Annotated in this window: 20 protein-coding genes; 3 read left to right on the top strand and 17 right to left on the bottom strand. The window is 43.2% G+C overall.

Translation table 11 applies throughout. The features are described from left to right. Nucleotides 1–21 precede the first annotated feature (21 nt). The 17 genes from LZG71_RS15480 to LZG71_RS15560 form a co-directional block, all read right to left on the bottom strand. A complete protein-coding gene (locus LZG71_RS15480) occupies nt 22–1509 on the bottom strand; it encodes a sugar ABC transporter ATP-binding protein (RefSeq protein ID WP_233821830.1) in 1488 nt (495 codons plus the stop codon). Between the two features lie 157 nt (nt 1510–1666). Beyond that, on the bottom strand, nt 1667–2230 hold the full coding sequence (tnpA, locus tag LZG71_RS15485; RefSeq protein WP_310587760.1) for an IS200/IS605 family transposase: 564 nt from the start codon (nt 2228–2230) through the stop codon (nt 1667–1669). An 83-nt stretch (nt 2231–2313) separates the two neighbouring features. Then, nucleotides 2314–3477, bottom strand: a complete 1164-nt coding sequence (locus tag LZG71_RS15490; protein ID WP_233821832.1) for a Gfo/Idh/MocA family protein — start codon at nt 3475–3477, stop codon at nt 2314–2316. A 79-nt stretch (nt 3478–3556) separates the two neighbouring features. After that, a complete protein-coding gene (locus LZG71_RS15495) occupies nt 3557–4597 on the bottom strand; it encodes a sugar phosphate isomerase/epimerase (RefSeq protein ID WP_233821834.1) in 1041 nt (346 codons plus the stop codon). A gap of 170 nt (nt 4598–4767) precedes the next feature. After that, entirely contained in the window at nt 4768–5982 is a 1215-nt protein-coding gene (locus LZG71_RS15500; RefSeq protein WP_233821836.1) for a hypothetical protein, read from the bottom strand. Between the two features lie 372 nt (nt 5983–6354). Then, complete coding sequence (locus LZG71_RS15505; protein ID WP_233821838.1) at nt 6355–7434, bottom strand: aldose 1-epimerase family protein; 1080 nt, start codon at nt 7432–7434, stop codon at nt 6355–6357. A gap of 87 nt (nt 7435–7521) precedes the next feature. Next, nucleotides 7522–8340 carry an alpha/beta fold hydrolase gene (locus LZG71_RS15510; RefSeq protein WP_233821840.1) on the bottom strand — a complete coding sequence of 273 codons (819 nt, stop codon included), beginning with the start codon at nt 8338–8340 and terminating at the stop codon, nt 7522–7524. Nucleotides 8341–8582: 242 nt separating this feature from the next. Then, nucleotides 8583–9410 carry a sugar phosphate isomerase/epimerase gene (locus tag LZG71_RS15515; RefSeq protein ID WP_233821842.1) on the bottom strand — a complete coding sequence of 276 codons (828 nt, stop codon included), beginning with the start codon at nt 9408–9410 and terminating at the stop codon, nt 8583–8585. Between the two features lie 106 nt (nt 9411–9516). Next, complete coding sequence (locus LZG71_RS15520; RefSeq protein ID WP_233821844.1) at nt 9517–10374, bottom strand: sugar phosphate isomerase/epimerase; 858 nt, start codon at nt 10372–10374, stop codon at nt 9517–9519. Between the two features lie 76 nt (nt 10375–10450). Then, nucleotides 10451–11206: a DUF1080 domain-containing protein gene (locus LZG71_RS15525; protein ID WP_409013634.1), complete on the bottom strand. Its 756-nt coding sequence runs from the start codon at nt 11204–11206 to the stop codon at nt 10451–10453. Between the two features lie 187 nt (nt 11207–11393). Next, entirely contained in the window at nt 11394–12299 is a 906-nt protein-coding gene (locus LZG71_RS15530; RefSeq protein ID WP_233821845.1) for an alpha/beta hydrolase, read from the bottom strand. Nucleotides 12300–12354: 55 nt separating this feature from the next. Then, a complete protein-coding gene (locus LZG71_RS15535) occupies nt 12355–13473 on the bottom strand; it encodes a hypothetical protein (protein ID WP_233821847.1) in 1119 nt (372 codons plus the stop codon). 252 nt (nt 13474–13725) lie between these two features. After that, complete coding sequence (locus tag LZG71_RS15540) at nt 13726–14196, bottom strand: PA2169 family four-helix-bundle protein (protein ID WP_233821849.1); 471 nt, start codon at nt 14194–14196, stop codon at nt 13726–13728. A 171-nt stretch (nt 14197–14367) separates the two neighbouring features. Further along, nucleotides 14368–15471, bottom strand: coding sequence for a DNA topoisomerase IB (locus LZG71_RS15545; RefSeq protein WP_233821851.1), 1104 nt, complete (start codon nt 15469–15471; stop codon nt 14368–14370). Nucleotides 15472–15655: 184 nt separating this feature from the next. Continuing rightward, nucleotides 15656–17953 (bottom strand): ATP-binding protein, encoded by a 2298-nt coding sequence (locus tag LZG71_RS15550; protein WP_233821853.1) that lies wholly within the window; start codon nt 17951–17953, stop codon nt 15656–15658. Between the two features lie 28 nt (nt 17954–17981). Then, nucleotides 17982–18596 (bottom strand): biliverdin-producing heme oxygenase, encoded by a 615-nt coding sequence (locus LZG71_RS15555; protein ID WP_233821855.1) that lies wholly within the window; start codon nt 18594–18596, stop codon nt 17982–17984. Between the two features lie 19 nt (nt 18597–18615). Continuing rightward, the gene (locus tag LZG71_RS15560) at nt 18616–19065 is read right to left on the bottom strand and encodes a response regulator (protein WP_233821857.1); all 450 of its coding nucleotides are present in this window, start codon (nt 19063–19065) and stop codon (nt 18616–18618) included. 268 nt (nt 19066–19333) lie between these two features. Between LZG71_RS15560 and LZG71_RS15565 the strand changes: the two genes are divergently transcribed. From LZG71_RS15565 to LZG71_RS15575, 3 genes are all read left to right on the top strand, one after another. After that, nucleotides 19334–19897, top strand: coding sequence for a DUF4142 domain-containing protein (locus tag LZG71_RS15565; protein ID WP_233821859.1), 564 nt, complete (start codon nt 19334–19336; stop codon nt 19895–19897). Between the two features lie 233 nt (nt 19898–20130). Further along, entirely contained in the window at nt 20131–21654 is a 1524-nt protein-coding gene (locus LZG71_RS15570) for a sulfatase (RefSeq protein ID WP_409013637.1), read from the top strand. A 1-nt stretch (nt 21655) separates the two neighbouring features. Further along, nucleotides 21656–22753, top strand: coding sequence for a formylglycine-generating enzyme family protein (locus LZG71_RS15575; RefSeq protein ID WP_233821863.1), 1098 nt, complete (start codon nt 21656–21658; stop codon nt 22751–22753). The last annotated feature ends 63 nt before the right edge of the window (nt 22754–22816 follow it).

Consider the following 22816-nt stretch of genomic DNA (forward strand, 5'->3'; position numbering starts at 1 on the left):
CTAATCGCTGACAGCTAGAAGCTATTCAACCGCATACTTCATAATCAATTCCTGCGTGGCTTCTTCCTTGGATAACATCGCAGTTTGTTTTCCTTTTGACAAAACCAAAATTCGGTCACTCATACCCAAAATTTCAGGTAATTCGGAAGAAATCATAATGACAGCGATGCCTTTTGCAGCCAAATCATGAATCAATTTGTATATTTCAAATTTCGCTCCAACGTCCACTCCACGCGTCGGTTCATCCAGAATGATGACCTTTGGAGAAGACAGCAGTACTTTTCCAATGACGACTTTTTGCTGATTCCCTCCACTCAAATGTGTCACTTTTTGATTGACTCCGGATGATTTCACTTTTAAATTTTCAACCATCGCCTCAGTGACCGTATTTTCACTTTTTGGGTTAATAAAAATTCCCTGACGATGGTTTGATAAACTTGCCAATGTCATGTTTTTTAAAACCGACATTTGTGGAATAAAACCCAAACCTTTCCGGTCTTCACTCACGTAGCCAATGCCCTTTTTTACGGCCTCGTCGGCCGATTTAACTTTAACATGTTCGCCGTTAATATATATTTCGCCACTATCCAGTTTATCCAAACCATAAATAGCTCTGGCAACTTCTGTCCGGCCGGCACCCATTAATCCTGCAATACCGAGAATTTCTCCGGTGTGGACTTCAAAATTGATGTCGGTAAATTTTCCTTTTTTGTTTAAATTTTTAACGGAAAGCACCCGTTTTCCTTTTTGAGTATTCGATTCGGGAAACATACTTTCAATCTCTCGTCCGACCATCATTTTAATCAAACTACCATTGTCGAGTTCCGCCGCACTTTTTGTACCAATGTATTTCCCATCCCTCAAAACAGTAATGGTGTCGGAGATCTTGAAAATCTCATCCATTTTATGCGAGATGTAGATGATGGCAACACCTTTGACTTTAAGGTCTCGAATAATCCTGAAGAGCGTGGAAACTTCTTTATCGGATATGGCCGAAGTTGGCTCATCCATGATGATGACTTTTGCGTCGTTTGAAATAGCTTTGGCAATTTCTACCATTTGCATTTGCGCGACACTCAGGTATTTCATTTTGATATAGGGTGAAATATCAACGCCCATTTGTTCCAAAAGTTCTTTTGCTTTTGAATTGATGCGATCATCGTTCAACCAGCCCGTTTTGGAACTTGTGATCTCCTTTTCTCTTCCCAGAAAAATATTTTGAGCGACTGTCAATTCAGGAATAATCAGTATTTCCTGGTGAATCATCGAGATTCCTTTTCGCTGAACGTTATTTACGCCTCCTCGTTTCAGCTCATTTCCTTCAAAAAAAATCTCTCCGGAATCCGCATCAATCAGCCCGATCAGTATTTTCATGAAGGTTGATTTGCCCGCTCCGTTTTCGCCCATTAATGCATGTACCTCTCCGCGTTGCAGCGTCAGCTGCACGTTATCCAGGGCTTTTATGCCGGAGTAGGATTTGGTGAGGTTTGTGACTTGGAGGATGGGCATGGTGGTGGACTTAGTATGGGGAGGTATCACCGGCAAGTCACAGGGCGATGCCCTATGTTGAGATATATAACCCTTTCAGGGTAAGGATTAGCCGATTCTCTGTTACCCTGAATGGTGTTAGACTTTATACAAGCTATAAAATAACGTGCGTGCGAAATCAATCCCAGACATACCGTTCATCGTATTCTACGTTATATTTTTTGAGAAAGCCTCGATACTCTTCCTTAAAAGTCTTTTTCTCATGATGTGCTTTTTGATTGGCTATGTATCGGATAACTACATCCAGTTCGTAAGGATTAACTGAGAATATGCCATATCCATCCTGCCAATAAAACTCTTCATAATCTCGTCCCTTAGTCTTGATCCATTTTGACGACCTTCGTTTTACTTCTTCCAAAAGCTTCATAATTGCAATTTTTCGTGACAAAACGCATAAAATATGTACATGATCTACGTAGCCACCAACTTGGATAGGCAAACATTCCAGATCATTACAAATTCCGCCTAAGTATGCATGAAGCTCGTTTTCAATTCTCTCATCTATTAGAGGCTGTCTGTTTTTGGTACTGAACACGATATGTGTGCAGACCCTAGCTAGAGATTGAGGCATAGTATGATGATGAAGTGATATTCTGGCAATACACGGGGCAATGCCCCATTCTGAAATATGAAACCCTACAAGGCAGCTAGACAAAACCTGCCTACCCTGAAAGGGTTCCATAACTTAGCCCAGGGCACCGCCCTGGGTTTTCGTTCATATGATCCGGGTTTTCGTTGAATTGTCGGATATTCGTTAAAAAAGAATCAAGACCCAGTCCACTCAACCCCGGTATCCTTCCAGCTCCTTAAATTTGCAGAATCAATCACCGCCTCACAAACCTTTTGTGTTTCGAGCGCATCCTTGAAAGTTGGAGCACAATCCTCTCCAGTTTGCAGACTCTCGAAGAAATCAGCAGCCTGATGGATAAATGAATGTTCGTAACCAATGCTGGTTCCCGGAATCCACCATCTTTTCATATAAGGCTGATCGCTATCCGTAACCAGAATTGATCTCCAACCACGAACTATCGATTCGTCAGAATGATCGAAATATTCCAACCGGTTCAAATCGTGCAGATCCCAGCGGATTGACGCATGTTCACCGTTGATCTCAAAAGTATAAAGTGCCTTATGGCCACGTGCGTAGCGTGTGGATTCAAAAAGCCCCAAAGACCCATTGTCGAAGTGGCAATGGAATATGGCAGCATCGTCAATACCAACTTTCTGTACCTTACCGCTCTCCGAGTGAACGCGCTCTTTAATAAAAGTCTCAGTAACAGCAGAAACATCTTTAATTCCACCATTGATCCACATCGCAGTATCAATACAGTGTGCAAGCAAATCACCCGTCACACCCGAACCGGCAGCATCCACATCCAATCGCCAGGTTGCAGCACCACCTTGCGGTACGTCAGGATTGATGGTCCAGTCTTGTAGGAAATTGGCGCGATAATGGAAAATGCGACCCAACTTACCAGAATCCACGATTTGTTTTGCCAACGTAACCGCAGGAACCCGACGATAGTTGTACCAAACAGTATTTTTCACACCTGCTTTTTCAACTGCGTCCACCATCGTTTGCGCCTCTGCCAAAGTTCTTGCCAATGGTTTTTCGCAAAGAATCATTTTACCTGCGGCAGCGGCAGCGATAGCAATTTCAGCATGGGTGTCATTAGCAGTGCAAATGTCAACCGCGTCGATATCGTCTCTTGCAATCACCTTTTTCCAGTCTGTTTCAAAGGATTCATATCCCCATTGTTCAGCAAATGCTTTCGCTTTTTCGGCGTTACGCGAACAAGCCACTTTCAAAACCGGTGTATATTCCAGTTCAGGAAAAAAGTTTGTAATTCTGTTATATCCGTTGGAATGCGTACGGCCCATTAATCCGGTACCGATCAGCGCAATTCTTATCTCTTTCTTGTTTGACATATGTTTAAAGGTTTGGGTATGATGTCGGGGAGGCACTTGCGCCTCCCCTAAAATTGGATTAGTGTAAGGCTAATCCATATTACGATTCCTGATACCAGCCGTGCGCCTGGCGAACTTTCACCATTGCAGCAAGGATATCATTCCATGTTTGCTGATTGCCCATCACAGAATTCGGGAACATACATCCATCCCAGCAGATGTGACGGAAAGCTTTGGTCAATTCACCATTTTCGTTACGCAGCCAGTAGCCCGCGTCATGGGTAATATCCAGTTTACCATTTGGATCCGTTGCCAGACAGTGACGTCCCGTTTTATCATGAGAACCAGTTCCGTGAACGGTACCATCATTCTGCGCAACGTGGAAATCGAATGTCCATGGACGCAGTTTTGCAGTCATCGTTTTTAGCCCTTCTTCCAACGCTGCACGGTCGCTCCACTGAAAATCAAGAGGTAAAATCCGATCCTCAGGACTGTTGTAACCAAGCAGATAAAGGAACGTATGAGACATATCCGCCTGAAAACCCATATTAGGGCGATCCACAGCTTCCATTGTATCGATCATCGTTTTCCAGCTCTGCATACCGCCCCAGCATATTTCACCTTCGGCAGCAAGTTTTTCGCCAAAATCAGCCGCTACATCGCAGGCTTTTCTGAAAGTTTCAGCAATTTGTTTGGTATTGGCAGCAGGATCTTTTGCCCAAACTTCCGGCGAAACAGCCGAGTCAATACGGATTACACCGCCATTGCGCACACCTGCTTCACGAAGTTTTTGACCAAATACACATGCATTACGTACTTGCTCTACAAATACATCGCGCGATTCTTTGGCACCCAGTGCAGAACCGGCCCACACATTGGCAACAAGACTTCCAATTTCAAGATTGTATCCGCGCACTTTATCTGCAAGGCGGGCTGCTCCGTCTTCGCTATGCAAATATGAGCCAAGATGATCATCAAAAAGACCGATATCAACGCCGTCAAACTTCACGCCGTTTACCTCAGCAGCTGCGGTTTTTTCAAGTAATGTATCAAATGGGATAATCGGTTCGGAATCAGAACCTTTGCCCACAATACCAGGCCATGTGGCATTGTGCAGCTTTGGATAATTATTTTCTGGCATGGATTGGTTTAGCTTATAGCTGTTAGCGATTAGCCGTCAGCTGGTTATGAAAACTAATAGAAATTTACTGTCACCCTGAGCCTGTCGAAGGGCGCTTACTAAGGCTTCGACAAGCTCAGCCTGACATTATTATGCATCAAAATATCTTAAATGCGATAACTCACAGCTGTTCAAAGAACCAGATCCGGATTCAACGGACCAAAATGTTTCAACATCACAATAGGGTCATTTGCTGATGGATTACTGATCACGACTCCTTCTTGTGCCGCTTTTTCGCTCACAAAGAATTCGTCATTTGTCAACTGTCCGTAGCGGATCAAGGCAGGTGTTTCAATATCCCAAACCCCTAATTTGCCATGACCCTGCATGACAATCAATCCGTAAGCAGCTGCATCTGTAATGGTGACAGTCTGTCCTGGAAAAACGGTAAGTTCCTTGGCACTATAAGCCTCGTTTTTATAGCAAATCCAGTTTTCACTATATCCTTCCGCAGCCATCTCTTCCACATCTTTTACCGGTTTCGGACGCATAAAGTGTTTTTCCATCAAATTAGGATTTACATTCAAATCCCAGTCGATCACTTCCATTAACAAGTCGTAATCACCAATTCTGTCTTGCGGCGTTCCTTTCCAAAGCAGTTCTTCCGGAATAATAGCCTCATTGACAAGCGACTGATACATTGCAAAAATATCAGATGCTTTTTGAGGTTCGTATGTACACAAACTACCAGGTGCGTGCAACATGCCAGGAGGTACATCCCAGCCTGTTCCAGGCTCCAGACGAAACGCCTGCGAGTAGTTGGTAATTTTGTTGTCACCTTTGGTGAAGTTCATCAAACACTCCTTGATCTGTTCTTTCGAGGTGCCGGGAGCTATACCAATGAATGTGTACGGGAAATCTCCTCCGTGGTTGTTGAGTTGTGGCGGGAAATAATATGCCTCCGGCTTTCCGTTCTGACCAACCATCGCAGCGTGCTCATCTCTGTGGTGAATGTGGTGAGGCAATGGACCCATGTTATCAAAAAACTTGGAATACATCGGCCAGCTTTTGTATTCATCCCAAAGACGATCACCGATAATTTCACCTTGCAGCTCACTTACCGCATCCCTCAAAGTCACTTTTTGAACACCCGACTCATCTTCAAAAACGATCTGACTCAAACCTTCATTTTCGCCGGTAAGCGGGCCGTTTTCTGCTGGAGTTGTTGAAGACAACCAACGTTCATCAATACCTCCACGCTCTCCACCAAGGACATAATAATCATCCGGATGTAATTTTATTCTACGACCAGGTACACAAAATGAACGCGGCACCCAAGTCGGCGCCAAACGCAATATTCCTTTTCCCTGTTCTAATGCCTTTTCGGCTATACTTGAAAGTCCCATTGGTTAATTTTTGAAATTTGGTTTAGTTATTAATATTAATTTTAGTCTTTTTATTAAATGCCAAGATGCTGTCAGAGCCACGCGTAATTTACATTACAATAAAAAAAATATGCGAGACGGTTAATGCGGTTGTCAGATTGAGCCTGTCGAAATCCGGGGCTGATATTTGTCATGATTAGCCAATCATTTTTTTTATAACATTAATGATAGTTCATCGAAGTGCTTTAAGCATACTGTAAACTATCCTTCGACAGAGCTCAGGATGACCGTCACTTCGGCATCCGACAAGGTCGGCAGAGCTTGTCGAACACAGTGGATAATCAACCTGACAACTTGGTCGAGTATTCCGATTAAAAGTGTAAAAGTTCTTTTCTAAATATTATAATCAACCAAAAACTCCTTAATCAACTCCTCATCCACAATAACTTCCAGCTCCACGTCATACTCCCGTTTCTCCCCTGGCTCAATAAATATCAAGGTTCCATCTTCACGGGCTTTTGCTTGTCCTGAGAGTGGATGTGTGCTTGGTTCCAATCCCGTCACATATTCGCCCTTTCCCCAATGCTGCCAGTTCGCAAACCAGGGTAATTGTTCTTTTTTAAACTTCATCGCGACCGCAATACCAAGTTTTGAATTGTATAAACCTGCAACACTGTCCCCAAAAATATCCGCCTCAATATCTACCAAAACAACTTCTTCCCCCGTTCCAAGGTGAGATTCAATAGGCCCTGGACATTTTTTAAAATCATTCCCTTCTTTGAAAATCTTCGCATTTTCTTCACCATGTCTTGGAAACCATTTCCCTTTCCAAAGCAGATCAGTTCCTTCGTCAACAAGCGGATATCCGAAATTGAAATGGTATAGCAACATGTGTGGCGCAGCAGTATTGGCTTTATTAATCACCTCATCATGAATTCGAATGGTAGCTTTTCCAAGCGTAGCTGAAATTGTTCTTTTCAATTCCAGACTAGGACCAAATGGTTTGGTTTCTCTGATGATGCCGGTAATGCTCATTTCCAACTGTCCCGTTCTTGGATCTGGCTGGATGATAGAAATGACTTCCGCAGGTGTGTTGCTGATCAAACCATGCAAACCTCTGTCGCCAAATTCATCAGACTCAGGTCCACCCACGTGGGAAAGTCCGCAGGTCGTAAGCAAACCTCCGCCAAAAGTTCGGAGCCAGTCGATTCCCTTGTCAGCAAATGGCTGCGGATGCGTAATGCCTCCATGACTCAGCCAGGCCAGACTATGCTGATTATAAAAAGCTTCGGCAATATCCATCGCACGATCAATTACTACTTTGAATCTTAAGCCGGTACCGGTATTAATCCAGGCGATTCTGGTTCCGCGTCCTACTCCGTTATCAATCACCGAGGTTTCAATCCCACCCAATTGCGCACGATTCGAAACCTTGTCCCTCCAATCCTGATTTATTGAATCCGCTTCCTTCATTATTTTGTATTAATTAAGAATATTATCCAAATCAAAAAAGAACGTATTGCGGCTTTTTTAACCTTGTTTTCTATTTTATCTGTAAAATCAATGCGCTAACAGCCAATCCCGAACCCGCAGATTGAAGTCGTCCGTATTTTCAAAATGGAAAGCGTGTCCCAATTTTTCATATAAAAAAAGCTCCGCACCGGGAATCCCGTTCGCAACCTCTTCTGCCATCCAGACTGGTGTAAAAATGTCTTCTTTGCCTCCGATCACCAATGTCGGTTTTTGAATTTTGCTCAAATCATCCAGTGCATTGTGGTTGATACAAGCAGCAGCCTGCCCTTCCAGTCCATGCAACGGTTGCGGAAAAGCGCCAAACGCATCCTGATTTCTCCCTTTTTCAAGATCAGCATGTTTTTCTGAATTGTCCCAGGATGATTTTGAGAAAATAAGGAGCTGTATGTAAAGACTAAATTCCTCAGGTCGGAACCGGGCTTTTGCATTCATAATGTGCTGAAAAAGTCCTTTGGCATAATTGTCACACCTCGCCCAGGGACACATCAACACCAAAGAATGTACCTTATCCGGATGACGAATCGCTAATTGCTGCGCAATGGTACTTCCCATCGAACAACCCACAACCTTCACTTTTTTTGCCTGAATGGCATCCAATAAACCAGCATAATCATCCGCCATTTGTTCCGAGGAATACGGACCAGCCGGTTTATCTGTCAAACCAACTCCACGGTTATCTCCAATAATACATCTGAAATGATGCTGCCAGTCGGCCAAATGAACATTCCATACTGAGCCGGGAGCTGTGATACCCATAATCAGCAAAACAGGAATATCATCTGGTGATTTTCCTGATCCACGTTCTTCGTAGTGAAATTGTATTCCGTTGGTTTTTATTGTTGGCATATTTTTGGCTTTTAGCGATGAGCTATTGGCTTTTAGCTGCGAAATGCTTCCTTGTTACATTTTAAATTTCCGCTGTTGTTGTCTCTACCACGCCGTGGTTTGTGTCTCCACAAACCACTTCACTACCCCCCGCAAAACAACTCGTCTTTAATCCTGCATATTCGTTTGTGGGGACACAAACGAAGGCGGCTAGTTGAGTTCCGGATATCAAAAACCGATAGCTGACCGCCGAAAGCCGTCAGCTATCGCAATCCCGGAATCAAATCTTCCTGAATCCATTTACCGTCATGCAGCGTTACGAAATCAGGATCTTCCAATGCTTCTTCGCCTTCATCTTCACAGATAATCCAGCCCGAATAATTAATATCTTTCAGCCATTGCGTTACACCCAAAAGATCAACTTTCCCTTTTCCCATCAGGGCAAATTCAGGATCGCCGTTCCAATCTTTGAAATGAACGTGGTTGATCAACGACTGGTACTCTTTCATTTTCGCCAGCGGATCCATGCCTCCGTTTATAATATGACCCACATCCGGCGTCCAGCCTGTCACCGAGGGATCCAGAGATTCGAGTACGATTTTGTAGTCTTCTTCCGTCCGGATAATGGATGAATGCGGTGAGTTGGGATGGTAGCTGCATGGAACACCTTTATCCGCAGCCCGCCGTGAAACTGTGTTAACAATATTGATCAGATTCTGCTGACGCTGAACTATGTCGTGACGACCGCTTGGAATCTGAACTGTATTCAAAACGGCACCTGGAAATCTTTCCAATACGCGAATAGCGTGATCTGCAACTTCTCGTTCCCGCTCAGTTTCCTCAGGATTATTCCAGTCCAAAGCAAGAGCCAGTGCGGCCAGCTCAATACCCTGTTCTTTCAGTTTCGCCTCCAAAAGATCGGGATCAATCAGATCACCCATCCAGGTAAAAATAGGTTGAATTCCGCTGAATCCAGCTTTGGAGATAATTTCAATCATGTGACCCAGACGGCCCTGATGCGTTTGCCCATTACCGCTCATGAACCAGGTGTATACCTCTGAGCCGAATTTGAATGGAAGCTTTTGTGACATTAAAAAAAGCGATTAGCTGTCGGCCATCAGCATTCGGCTTACTGGCACGACAAGATTATATACTATAGTTCGTCCAGTCCGCTAAAAATGCGTCCAGACCGAATTCTCAATTCCCCAACCCGTGCTTCAAACTCATTTCACGAATGAACTTGTAGCCATTTTCTGCAATGTCCCACGGATCGGAAAATTCACGCCAAACGCCGATGGCATTGGCGAAATCAGGATCATTCCGGGAAAAAGCTTCGATTGTAAGCCAGCCCTGGTAATTGATTTTGGCAAGAGAAGAAAATGCGTCATCCCACAAAACTTGTCCGTCACCGGGAGTTCCGCGGTCGTTTTCACTGATGTGAACGTGAGCCAAAACAGGCGCAATGGTATCCAATGCAGTAACGTAACTTTTCTCTTCAATGTTGGAATGGTGCGTATCGAACATCGCGCGCACGTTGGGATGGTTTGCAGCCTTTACTAATTTGTTCAGCTGCTCCATGGTATTGCACAGGTAGCATTCGAAACGGTTCAGTGCTTCGAGCGCAAATGTGATATTGGCTTGGGCAGCATATTCGGCAGCAGCATTTAGCACCTCGCCTGCAAGTGCATACTCCTGATCCTCTGCCGGCCGATTTACAAAAACCGTATGAGCAGAATGGAAAGGGCCACAAATGATTTTGGCATTCAAAGCATGTGCGCGATCAACGCCCCATTTTATTTTGTCCAATGCCCTGGCACGTACTTCCGAAGATTCACTTACTGGATTTTCATCCTTTCCCAAAGTCATTACAGCCGTGGTTTCCAGGCCAACATCTCTCGTATAGTTTCCCATGCGCTGATAGGCTGCCATATCCGGCGCGCCAAGGTAAAATTCTACCCCGTCGTAGCCAATCTGTTTCAACCTGTCGATTACCGGAAACAAATCATCCGATACTGCCGCCGTCCAGGCAAGCACATTAAATCCAATCTTATTCATTAATAAAACTTTTAGCTGTTAGCAATTGGCTCTATCCGTCGTACGGCTGGCCTTTTCAAACCCCTAAACCTGCAACCTATTGTTTGATACGAATGTCTTTGTATTCTACTTTCATTGGTGGTCCTACATGTACCTGAATACCCAGGTAACCGTTTTTCTTGCCATTAACGCTGTCATTATCCGTTACGTCGCTCATCAGCACGCCGTTGATATAATGCTGAAGACGGTTCCCTTTCGCCACAATGTGAAACTCATTCCAGTCTTCGCTTTTAATTTTTGTTTTAAGCTCGTCGGTTGTTCCCAACGAACCTGTTACAGTTCTGCCAAGCCAGGCATTGTTTTTCAGGTTTGCTTTAAAAGCCTCCGGAGACTTATCTGTAGGATTGTTCACCGTCACAACCTCACCTCTATAACCCAAAGTCGTTCTTTTGCGCTCCTCATAGTTTTGTCCCGTATAACGTATTGCACCATCTATATCGGCCTGATATCCGCGTAAGGCATTGGGCACATCTGCTACCTTATCACTTCTGTAATTGATCCCTGAATTCCCCTTTTCAGTGATCTTAAAAGAGCCCTTCAATTCAAAATCGCCAGGTTCTCCGCCTTGCCACACAACAAATGAATTTGTTTTAAGCAGCGTTTCCGGGGTGATTTCACCTACAAGATTCCCATTTTCGACTCTCCAATACTTGGTGTCACCATCCCATCCCTTCAGCGACTTGCCGTCAAAAATCGACTTAAACCCTTTTTCAGTCTTTTGCGCGATGCAGGAAATCTGACTGGTGGAGATCATGGCAACCACGAGGGCTGCGGAAAAGAACTTTGAAAGCATATTATATTTTTTAGACTTCTGAATGATTAATTACCCTTACCAATTTACTTACTAAACATGCGATTTTAAAAGAACGATCTTCCCCAAAAAGATGAAAATAATATCCAAAAATTCCTAAAAATATCTGACTTACTATCCTGTACTAACCTGTTTTAGTTAAATTAAAAGTTTAAATTTTATCAAAAAACTATTTCTCTGCGACAAGATGAAGGCTCTTCATCCAGTTAAGGCATCTTCCAAACCATTCTTCATACGAGGGGTAAGTCAGGAAACCGTGCTCTCCTTTGGAGTAAAGATGTATTTCGGCAGATGCTCCTTTTTTAAGCATGTTTTGATAAAATACTAAACTATTGGCGACCGGGACTACTATGTCGGTTCCTGAATGTATCAGAAAAGTTGGCGGCGTGTTTTTTGAGACGTGATTTTCGTTAGATAACAAGGCGATTTTTCCCTTTGGAAGTTTGTCCCCAATCAGGTTTTGCCTCGACCCGGTATGCCCTATGCTATCCGAAAAACTGATCACCGGATAAACGAGTAGCATGAAATTGGGACGAAGAGCCGTCTTCTCTTTATTGGGTATATAGTCCTTATCGAAATGCGTTCCGGCTGTGGCTGCAAGGTGTCCTCCGGCAGAAAATCCCATAAGTCCGATTTTCTCCGGGTCAATATTCCATTCCCGTGCGCGGTCTCTCACCGTTTTGATGGCCTGCTGTGCATCCTGCAACGGACCTATTGATTTGTCCACCATTGTTCTGTCGTCGGGCAGCCTGTATTTCACCACAAACGCTGCTACGCCAAGCTTGTTAAATGCCCGTGCTACGTCGCTCCCTTCTCTTTTCAGCACAAGCGTGTGGTATCCCCCTCCCGGGAAGATGATCACTGCGGTGCCGTTGGCTATGTTTTTAGGAGGTAAAAAAGCGGAAATGGTTGGAACCGAGACTTTGTAAGCGAGAGAATCGCCACCTGGTTTGAATTTAATCTCTTCCAGATTTTCGGCATTTGTACTGTTTGGGATAGTTCCCGGGTACAACGCCACCTGTCCTGTGCAATGGACAGCTAAGAAAAGTAGGAGCAACAGAAGTAAATTTCTCATGCACACTATAAGGTACAATCAAATACTATTTACTTCTGTTAGCGTTATGCATTAACTACCAATAAAAGTCAAAATCTTCCTCCTTCGGTATTTTATAAGTTTTCAGGTAAGATTTAACCTTTAAGGGATCATTCCAGAGCTCTATTTCCTTTTTTGTATCTTTCAGTTCCTTTTTTAGTAACCTAAGATCATCATTGAACTTAAATATCAGGATTTCCGCAGACCTGACATAGTACGGCTCCAAACCGCTAAATTCACCCAGCTCTTCTACAATCTCCGCCTTCTCAAAATCCAGATCTATCACCTGCTGTTTCAGTACTTTGTTGTAGTATAAAAGCTGCTCATCGGCCAATCGCTCCAAATGTTCCTTATCTATCCTGTCAAACTCCATTTGCAACTTCAACAACGCCATCAGATTATTGTCATTATAGGCCTGGGTAACACGTTGCATAATTTCCGTCTTTCGTTGCTTTTCGGCCTCGTCCTTTTCCCGGTCAGGATGTAACGCTTTTACAAGATCCATATATACTGACCTCACAGATTTAGTCACTCGCAGCTCCTCATTTTTCTGCTCTTCCTCCCGATCCAGTTGCTTTTGCGTTTTCTTCTTTGCGGCTTTTTTCTCGTCAAAAATGCGTTGCTCTTCCTCCAAAATTTCCTCTTGCTCAGAAATCTTTTCAAACATTTTTTCATGAAACTTCTCAGTCGTAGAAATGTCAACATCATCTTCAAATTCCACTCCGAAAAAAGAAGCCATACCCTTCGCCATATCCGCCGCCTGACGATCTACCTCAGCATTTACAGTGTCGTAGTCATGCTCATTGTATTTATTAAAAATGATTTTCAGATCCTCATAACCATGTTTGCTAATCAAATCAAACGATGTATCTGTAATCAGATACGAAAGTTTCTTATGATCTGTCTTTTTAAAAATTTTGTCCGGAAACACCTTGTCCATCCCTTTCACAATTTCTACCTGACAGGCATGCATCTCCCTGAAAAGAGGAGCCATTTCTTTACCATGCCGCTCATTTAAAATGTCTCTTCCCCTACGAAACTCTGCCAATGTTTTTTCGAGCTGCTCAATCTTTTTTGTCAACCTGTTGAATTCCTTTTGCTGTTTGGTCAGCACTTCCTTTGTAGCGCCAATATGGAGAATGGTTGATCGTGTCATTGCTGATCGCAAAAAAATGTATTTACCGGATGTATAATCTTCAATATTCTGGGAATACAGAAGGTGCCATTTTGTTAATTATTGTATGTATCACTTACTCCAACAAAGGTAATAACAGTGCACTCCCGATCTGAGCGAAATCAGCAGAAAATATATCAGACCGCAGTAGAGAATCCTGTTTTGCCATAGATCTACCATAAAAAATGGGATTCGAATTGAATCGAACCCCATTTCTAAGAACCTTAATGATGCTTAGCTGTTTACAGCCTGATGCATATCTCTGTATTTTTTAATCAGATCGTGCGACTCTTTAAGCGACGATTTCTGATCAGTAATGATCTGTCTAATTTCCACTGAAAGATCAGCATCTGTTGACAAGGCATCTTCATACGCTTCCTGAGCGGCATCTTCTCCATATTCACAGCTTTCCAGTACCGAAGTTCTGTCATGTCCTGTGAAAGTGGCTTTAATATCCATCCACACTCTGTAAATTTTACCTGAGTTCGTGGTACCAGTTGCAATTTCACCTCCAAGGCTGGCAACTTCCCGGCTAAGTTCAGCCACGTTTTCACGGCTTTCATTTGCCATTTTCTGGAACATTCCCCTCAGATCAACATCTATATCTTTTACTTCTTCAAGTGCTTTTTCATAACCGTCAATACGGTCATTGTTTATCTTAATCAGGTCATTCAGAACTTCTACAAGATTTTCATTCGTTTCCATGACAGTCTTTGTTTTTGTTGTGATTTATACAATTTGAATGGTTACGTTAAAACTCTGTGCCAACTTACCAAGCGTACGAGAACTAGCTTACCATGATAAAAAATGTTGCCGTTTTTTCCCGGTTGAAACTAAATTTCAGTGTTTCTAAAACGTATATGAGTCTGAAATTCTTCACATACGCGACTGCTTTTCAAGAAGCATTATTACACGTTCCTCATTTGCAGACAGATGATCCACCTCTTTAACTTCCTTATTTACAAATTGTTGAATACGATTATTCTCATAAGCTCTGAATATAACCGGATGTACATAATACTTTTTGCAAACGGCTCTTGTGTTACCAAGGTGGGCAGCCACCACATCCAGACAGGAATTTACAGTTCTAGTATACTGTCGCTGGGTCATGTATTTTTCCTGACCAGCCAGATATTCAAATGCAGTGACAGTCCCCATCCAGGTCCGGAAATCTTTCGCTGAAAAATTGCCTCCCGTATGTGTGCTGATGTAGTCATTTACCTGATTTGCATTGAGTGAGCACCTTGTCCCAGCGTCCGTAAGGTACTGAAAAAGCCGTCGCCCGGGCATTTCTTTGAACTGTTTTACCAGCCTTGCCAAAGCCGCATCGCGAAGGACAATATCCTGCTTAATGCCCTTTTTACCTGTAAATTTAAACCGAATCGTTTTTCCCTGTATGGTAGTACAGCGGGCGTCAAGGGTAGTCATTCCCGACGAGCCGTGTTTTAATTTGTATTGTTGGTTGCCCACACGAATACAGGTTTTGTCCATCAATTTGATAACCAGAGCCGTTACCTTGGCCAGGTCATTGTTTCTCCTCCTAAGATCATGCTCCACCTGCGCCCGTAGCTGTGGCAGCACTTCCGAAAATGTGAGCAACCGATAGTATTTCGTTTCATTTCTGATCAGATTCCAGAATGGATGATAGCGGTATTGCTTGCGCCCCGCCTCATCAATTCCGGTTGCCTGCAGGTGACTGTCTGCGTCTTCGCTGATCCATACGTTGCGCCATGCCGGTGGTAAAACAAGCGACTTAATTCTTTTTATCGTTTCCTTATCCCGGCAGCGGACACCGGCAGAGTCGACATAATAAAAACGCGGTGATTTTCCTTTTCTTAAAAATCCCGGGGCATCTCCTTTTACGTAAACCAGGCCCGCGGCTGCTGCGGTAAGTTCCGGGTCTTTTCTAAGTTTTTTTATGATTCGGGCAGAGATTACCGGCGGCTCGGTAACCATTGTGCTCACTGGTGCTGATGACATAATTGGTGATCAAAAAGGTTTTATAAAGTTCGAATAAAACCAATACCAGCACCTTTCGTCCTAAGTCAGTTCCTGACCGATACCGCAGCTATTGTAAAAGAAAGCGCTTTTCAGTCAAAAAAAACCTCATCAACTAAACCAGAAGGCGAATTGATGAGGAACAATGTACTCAGCTGAGATACATTCAGTTGGTCTCTTCCCGGGGAAAATAAATCGTAAAGGTAGAACCTTTTCCTAACTCGGAATCAGCAACTATATATCCGTTGTGATTTTCCATAATCTTTTTACAAATGGCCAACCCGATACCCGTTCCCGGATATTTGTTAGCAGGATGAAGTCTTTGAAAAACACCAAATATCCTTCCCTCATATTCCTTTTCAAAACCAATACCGTTGTCCCTGACTGAAATTGCGTAAAAATCACGAACCGAATCAGTTTTAACATCCGGAACCTGAAATGCAGAAACAGTTTGTACTCCAATTTCTATCTCAGGATGTACACCGTCAACTGAAAATTTCAAAGCGTTACTGATCAGGTTCACGAGCAGCTGGTGGATCTGGAATGGAATAACATTTAAAGTGGGTAGCGATGAAGAGGTAACAAGTGCCTTCTTATCTTCGATGGTATCACACAATTCTTCCAAGACGCGCTTCAATATCACGTTCATGTCGATGTACTCATACACCTTATCCATGTTACCCGCCTTGGAATAGGTTAGAATATCTTCAATAAGCAACTGCATTTTTTCAGCTGCAAATCGCATGCGCTGTACAGAGTCTTTAACCTGAGCCGATACATCGACATGCTCTCTGTCCAGTATCTTCGATGCAAAAATCTGTATTTTCCGTAAAGGTTCTTTCAAGTCGTGCGTACTGATCCAATTCAGGTTAGCCAGTTCTTTATTCGCTGCTTTCAGCTCCTCATTCAATATTCTGTTACTACTCTCCTGACTTCTCACATAACGCAAATTGATGTGCTTCTGTAAGGCGTATGCGAAACTGGCAGCAGCATGAATTTCGGATTTTCTCCACAACGCACTTTTATTTTTCACCTCCTCCAACCAAAACTCGAACGATTTACGCGGCGAAAGTCTCTTTCCTGCATCTTCCGGCAATCCGGTAGTTTTATACGGATTACCTGCCCAGTTGATCGTTTCCCTCCGTTCGGCACGCATCCACAAGATGCCATCGGGAGTACCGGCTGCAATCGAATGATAAACTATTCCGGCAGCATATTTTGATAATTTCTCACCCTCATCCCAAATGTCCATCAGGCGTTCCGTATGGAAACTGGCGGTAGGATATTTTTCCGACAGTGTCTTTAAAAGCGGGATCAGATCTTCGTTTTCCGGAACATTTCCGTTTTTGTAAAGCTTTCCTCTGTAATAGATCACAAACCCCGTTGCGTTGACCATTTCCAGCAATGAGGGAAGGTTATGGTTTTCTTCAATAAAATTTTCCTTCTGATCGAGAATCAGAAGCGAATCCGACAGTGCTTTATCCACAGCCTGTGCCACTTCGAACTCTTCCGCAACTTCCCGCACGGCGATCTGAGATGTAAGGAAATGCCCGTGAAGCAAAGCAGTTAACCGGGAATAGTAAGGCAGTATTTTGGGAGAATAATGGTGGCAGGCGATCAGTCCCCACAGCCGGTTGTTTTGCAATAATGATATCGTGAGCGTTGCTCCGACACCCATGTTTTTGAGATATTCTACATGAATGGGCGACACGCTTCTTAACACAGAAAGACTCAGGTCCAGCGACTGATTGCTCCTGTTATTCTGGTGATCCAGGGTAAGCACGGGAACAGGAACATAATCCATATCCACGATCATCCGCACCGGATTTTTGATGTACAACTCTCTTGCTTGTACCGGAATATCGGTATGCGGATATTTTTGTCCAGAAAATGAATTCAGATCTTCTCTCTTGCTTTCTGCTATCACTTCCCCGTTATATTCGGGATCGAACCGGTAGATCATCACGCGATCATAACCGGTGATGGCCCGCGTTTCCACTGCTATGTCGTTACACAGATCCACCAGATGATTGTTCTTCTCCATCAGGGAAACGAACTTCCTGGTTTGGTTATACAAATCCGGCAGATCGAGTATGCCATCCGGAAACGGCTCAAACTCGAGAATCAGCGTTTCTCCGCTTTTGTGTACAGTTGTGTTGTAGTTTGTTTCGTTATGGGAAAATACGAATGGTCTTGCAGAATTGGTTCGTTCACCGCCTTTGTAGGTGAGAAAGCTGTTATATTGTGCTTCGTCGAAAACCAACGAAAGAGGTTTCCCCAACAGCTGCCCCGGAGTGTAACCTATGAAGTCAACTACATTATTACTGCAAAAGTCAATATGATCGTCTTCTTTCAGACCCAACAAAAACCCATGAGGCTGAATGCTTCCCGGAATATGAATGGGTTCGCTTTCACAGTTGGTCAGATTAACAATATCGCGGTTAACTATATCTTTGATGTTCATGTAGCAAACGTTATTCAACACGGCGTTCTTAAAGAGATTTGCCGTGGCTAAGCCAACCATCTATAACCGTAAATGTTTGAGCAGCACTTGATATTACTTCCTGCTCACAGTTATTTGTAATTGCATATTCGGAAAAGCGAGTAATAAAACTCTTCCACATTTTTCCTGTTTCGGATCCGTATCCATAGAAAAACGACACTCCATCAGATTCACCTAAACCGAGTGTTTTTTGAATATGCTTCAATAAAACTCTGCCTCCCAGTGTTGATCCTTCCAGAACGTACATGATTCCAAGCGCCTCTCCTGTGGTAGAAAAGTCAAAATCGCATACAGGAAGCTGCTCAATTTCTGCCTGCTGTAAACCTGTTTTATAAAGGTCATTTATAATTAAAGAAGATTTTTCGCGCTCGCTTAAATCTGCAAATATGCCCGACAACGCAGGAAACACCTTTCTCTCACACCCCGCAATTACACCATACATTCTGCTGATATATTCTTGATAATCCGCTATGGTAACCTCAGGTGAGAGTATCGCTGCGGATATTTCATTCTCTTCCAACTGCTTATGGCTGTCCGCAGTATTGTTTCGAAGGCTATTTAAAAAAGAATCCTGATCCTCTATGGAAACAGACAGTTCATTCATGCTTAAAACTGGGATTTGGCTAACTGTTAAACTTTATCAAAAATTGTTCCAGCCCCTTTGCTTTATTCATGGAATCCTTTTCTGTAAGGCATTTTTTGATAATATCTACCAATCCTGAGAAGCTATTGGGTTTCTGAATGTAGAGATTTGCTCCTGCTTCAAACGCTGCTTCTAGTAAATAATCAGCCACCGAAGTAGACAATATGACTACCGGAACTTCCTTGTAAACAGCAGAATTTCTGATCTCGATAAGGCACTCCAACCCATTCTTAACCGGCATGTTCATATCCAGAAATATCAGATTAGGTTTATCCGGGCAGCCCTGCAATTTATTCATAAGCTCCATCCCGTTTTCGGCTACATCAAGCCTGCTGGGAATCTGTATATGCTCCAACGCCTCTTTAAAAAGAGATGTATCATCATCGTCATCGTCCGCCAATAAGATATGAACGGGTCTATTTTCTTCCATTGGTACTAAAAACACCTCTTAAATGTGATTCGTATACTAGCAAAGATATTTGCACCAGATAGCAGCAAATTCTTTTGCCCAAATTTAGTATTTCTTTTACCCAAATGGTAATCCTTCTCATCTTTCCTACATCATTTACTATAATCGAACTTTAAAGGATTTAGCAGATGAATTAATTGTCCGACTTCATTTTGAGCTTCCAGAAAGTTCTGCTGGCATAATTTTTTAAAAAGTTCCCTCAACATTCACATTAAATGTTTTAAAAATTATGAAAAAGATCATATTAAGTTCCATGATAATAGCCTCTATGATGGCATTTACATCTTGTAATTCCAACAAATCTGAGGACAGCAAAGACGTTGCTGAGGAACAGAATGAACAAAAATTTGAAGACACCAAGGTAGAAGACGATACAGAGTTTGCAGTTGCTGCCGCTGACGGTGGAATGATGGAGGTAAAGCTTGGTGAACTCGCCCAGACAAACGGCGCATCATCGGCTGTAAAGGAATTCGGTAAAACAATGGTTACAGACCACAGTAAGGCAAATGAAGAACTAATTGCATTGGCAAAAACGAAAAACATTTCCCTGCCAATGTCTTTGAGCGATGACAAACAAAAGAAAGTAGACGATATGGCTTCCAAGAAAGGGAAGGATTTCGATAAAGCCTATGCTGCGTTTATGGTCGATGATCACAAAGAAGACGTAGATGATTTCCAGGAGGTTGCAAAAGATGCAAAAGATCCTGAAATTAAGGCCTGGGCAGCTGGTAAGGTTCCAACGCTGCAACATCATCTTGAAATGGCACAGTCGTTGAAAAGTTCAATCAAATAAGATTGGAATTTTATAACCGAAAAGGAAGTATGCTTGCGCATACTTCCTTTTTTTGCTTCAGACCAATGTTTACTTTTATTTATTCCTGATGCTGTGTTTATATTTGGTATTGATATGAAGAAAGGCGTAATTTGTCTACTAAACTTATAGACTACTAAACTCAGGCAGCGGCCCACTATAAAGGTACTTATATGAAATTCCGGATTTTACTTTTCCCACAATATGTCCGGCTAATGGCCGTGGTTTTATTGTTAGTACCAACCGCAATCAGAGCTCAATCTGCTGCAAAACCCAATATTATTTTCATCTTCTCCGATGATCACGCCTATCAGGCTATTGGTGCTTACGGAAACAAATATGCAAAGACACCAAATATTGACCGTTTGGCGAGAGAAGGTGCTTTGTTAACCAATAATGTGGTTACGAATTCGATATGCGGGCCAAGCCGTGCGACCTTGCTTACCGGAAAGTACAGCCACAAAAACGGCTATAAACGTAACGACAACACAAAATTTAACACCAATCAAACTTTATTCCCCGAGCTTCTGCAACAAAACGGCTATCAGACAGCCTGGATTGGGAAAATGCACCTCAACAGCCTGCCCAAGGGCTTCGACTATTGGAACATTCTGCCCGGACAAGGGAATTACTATAACCCTGATTTCATAAGCCAGCCCAATGACACCACCCGTTACAATGGATATGTATCGGATGTGATTACGCAGTTTTCAACAGATTGGCTCGAAAAGCGGGATAATGCCAAACCGTTTTTCCTCATTGTTGGGCACAAAGCTACCCATCGCGAGTGGCTGCCCGACTTGCAGGACCTTGGCGCGTACGATGATGTAGACTTTCCTTTGCCTGTAAACTTTTATGACGATTATCAGGGACGGGCTGCTGCAAAAGATCAGGACATGACCATTGAAAAAACAATGCGACTGCAACAGGATCTGAAAGTAAACGTCAATTATGAGAAAGACTGGACATACAACCGGTTCAGCCCGGAACAGCAAAAGGTATTTAAAGCCTATTACGATAAGATTTCCAAAGAACCTGAGGCTAAAAAATTAACAGGTAAGGCGCTTACAGAATGGAAATATCAGCGGTATATTAAAGATTACCTTTCCACTGCCAATTCCCTGGATCGCAACATCGGCAAACTGCTCGACTATCTTGACAAAACAGGTCTGGCTAAAAATACCGTGGTGATATACGCTTCCGACCAAGGATTTTACATGGGCGAACATGGCTGGTTCGACAAACGGTTTATTTATGAAGAATCGCTCAAAACGCCTTTTGTAATTCGTTATCCCGGCGTTGTAAAACCTGGCTCCCAGGTAGATCAACTCGTTTTAAATATAGACTGGGCTCCAACTGTGCTCAACATCGCCGGCACAAAAATACCTACTGATATTCAGGGAAAATCGTTTTTACCTTTGCTTAAAACAAATACAGCAACGGCAAAAACGCCATGGCGCAAGGATGCCTATTATCATTATTACGAATTCCCTGAGCCACATCATGTGTATCCTCATTTTGGTATCAGAACAGAACGTTATAAACTGGCTTATTTCTACGGCGGGGCAGATTCGTGGGAGTTGTATGATCTAAAAACGGATCCATCAGAAATGAAAAATTTATATGGTCAGGCAGATACTGATAAAATAGTCGGTGACCTCAAAACGCGGCTGAAACAATCTATGGTTCAATATGAGGACAATGAGGCGTTGGAGATTTTAGCAAAGGCAAAAAAGTAATATGCAGTTTCATTCAAAATCATTTTTTCCACAGTTGAAGCTTACATGTCTGCTAGCATTGACAGCGGCAATTGGCATAAGTTGTGATACTAAAAAGACAGCAGCGGAAAAGACAGCAGACAGTCTGGCACACTGCATTGCGGAAGGTATTCCTTCACGAGCATCTGCCATTCAGAATGCTTCCCTTGTTGCAGGAAAAACAGATACCACCGGAATGGTGTGGATACATGGAGGGGAATTTTTGATGGGCTCAGATGAGTTCCCGGATTCCCGCCCTGTTCATGAAGTAACGATAAATGGTTTTTATATTGATGCACACGAAGTAACAAATGCTCAGTTTGCGAAATTTGTTGCTGCGACGAATTACAAAACGGTAGCCGAAAGACCGCTCAATCCGGCAGATTATCCGGATGTACCTGCTGACAAGCTGGTACCGGGCTCGGCGGTTTTTACCCCAACCCCCACGCAGGTTTCGTTGAACAATCCGCTGCAATGGTGGAGTTACGTGCCCGGTGCAAACTGGGCACAGCCGGAAGGAAAAGGCAGCTCAATTAAAGGCAGGGAAAATTATCCGGTAGTCCACGTTTCGCATGAAGATGCAGCCGCTTATGCCAAATGGGCTGGAAAACGATTACCTACCGAGGCCGAATGGGAGTATGCTGCCAGAGGCGGAAAGAACGAGCAGAAATATTATTGGGGCAACGAGCTAAAACCGGGCAAAAAATGGGTTGCCAATATTTATCAGGGACATTTTCCGGATAAGAATACAAACGAAGATGGCTACATTGGCGCGGCTCCGGTAAAATCGTTTCCTGCTAATGGCTACGGATTGTATGACATGGACGGTAATGTGTGGGAGTGGTGTGAAGATTTTTATCGTCCTGACGCTTACCAAAAAAGCAGTGCGAAAAACCCCCAAGGTCCGTCGGACAGTTATGATCCGGACGAACCGGGTGCTGTGAAACGGGTGCAGCGTGGCGGGTCGTTTTTATGTAGTGATGACTATTGTATACGCTATAAAGCAGGTAGCCGGGGAAAAGGGGAAGTGACAAGCGGGAGTAACAATCTTGGTTTTCGCTGCGTAGCGGATAGAAAGTAAATTAGCTGATGGGGGCTAATAGCTTAAAAGTTAAAAAATTAGAATTCGACAACTTCATCCAAT

This window comes from Dyadobacter sp. CY312 (genome assembly GCF_021390535.1).
Taxonomy (GTDB): Bacteria; Bacteroidota; Bacteroidia; order Cytophagales; family Spirosomataceae; genus Dyadobacter.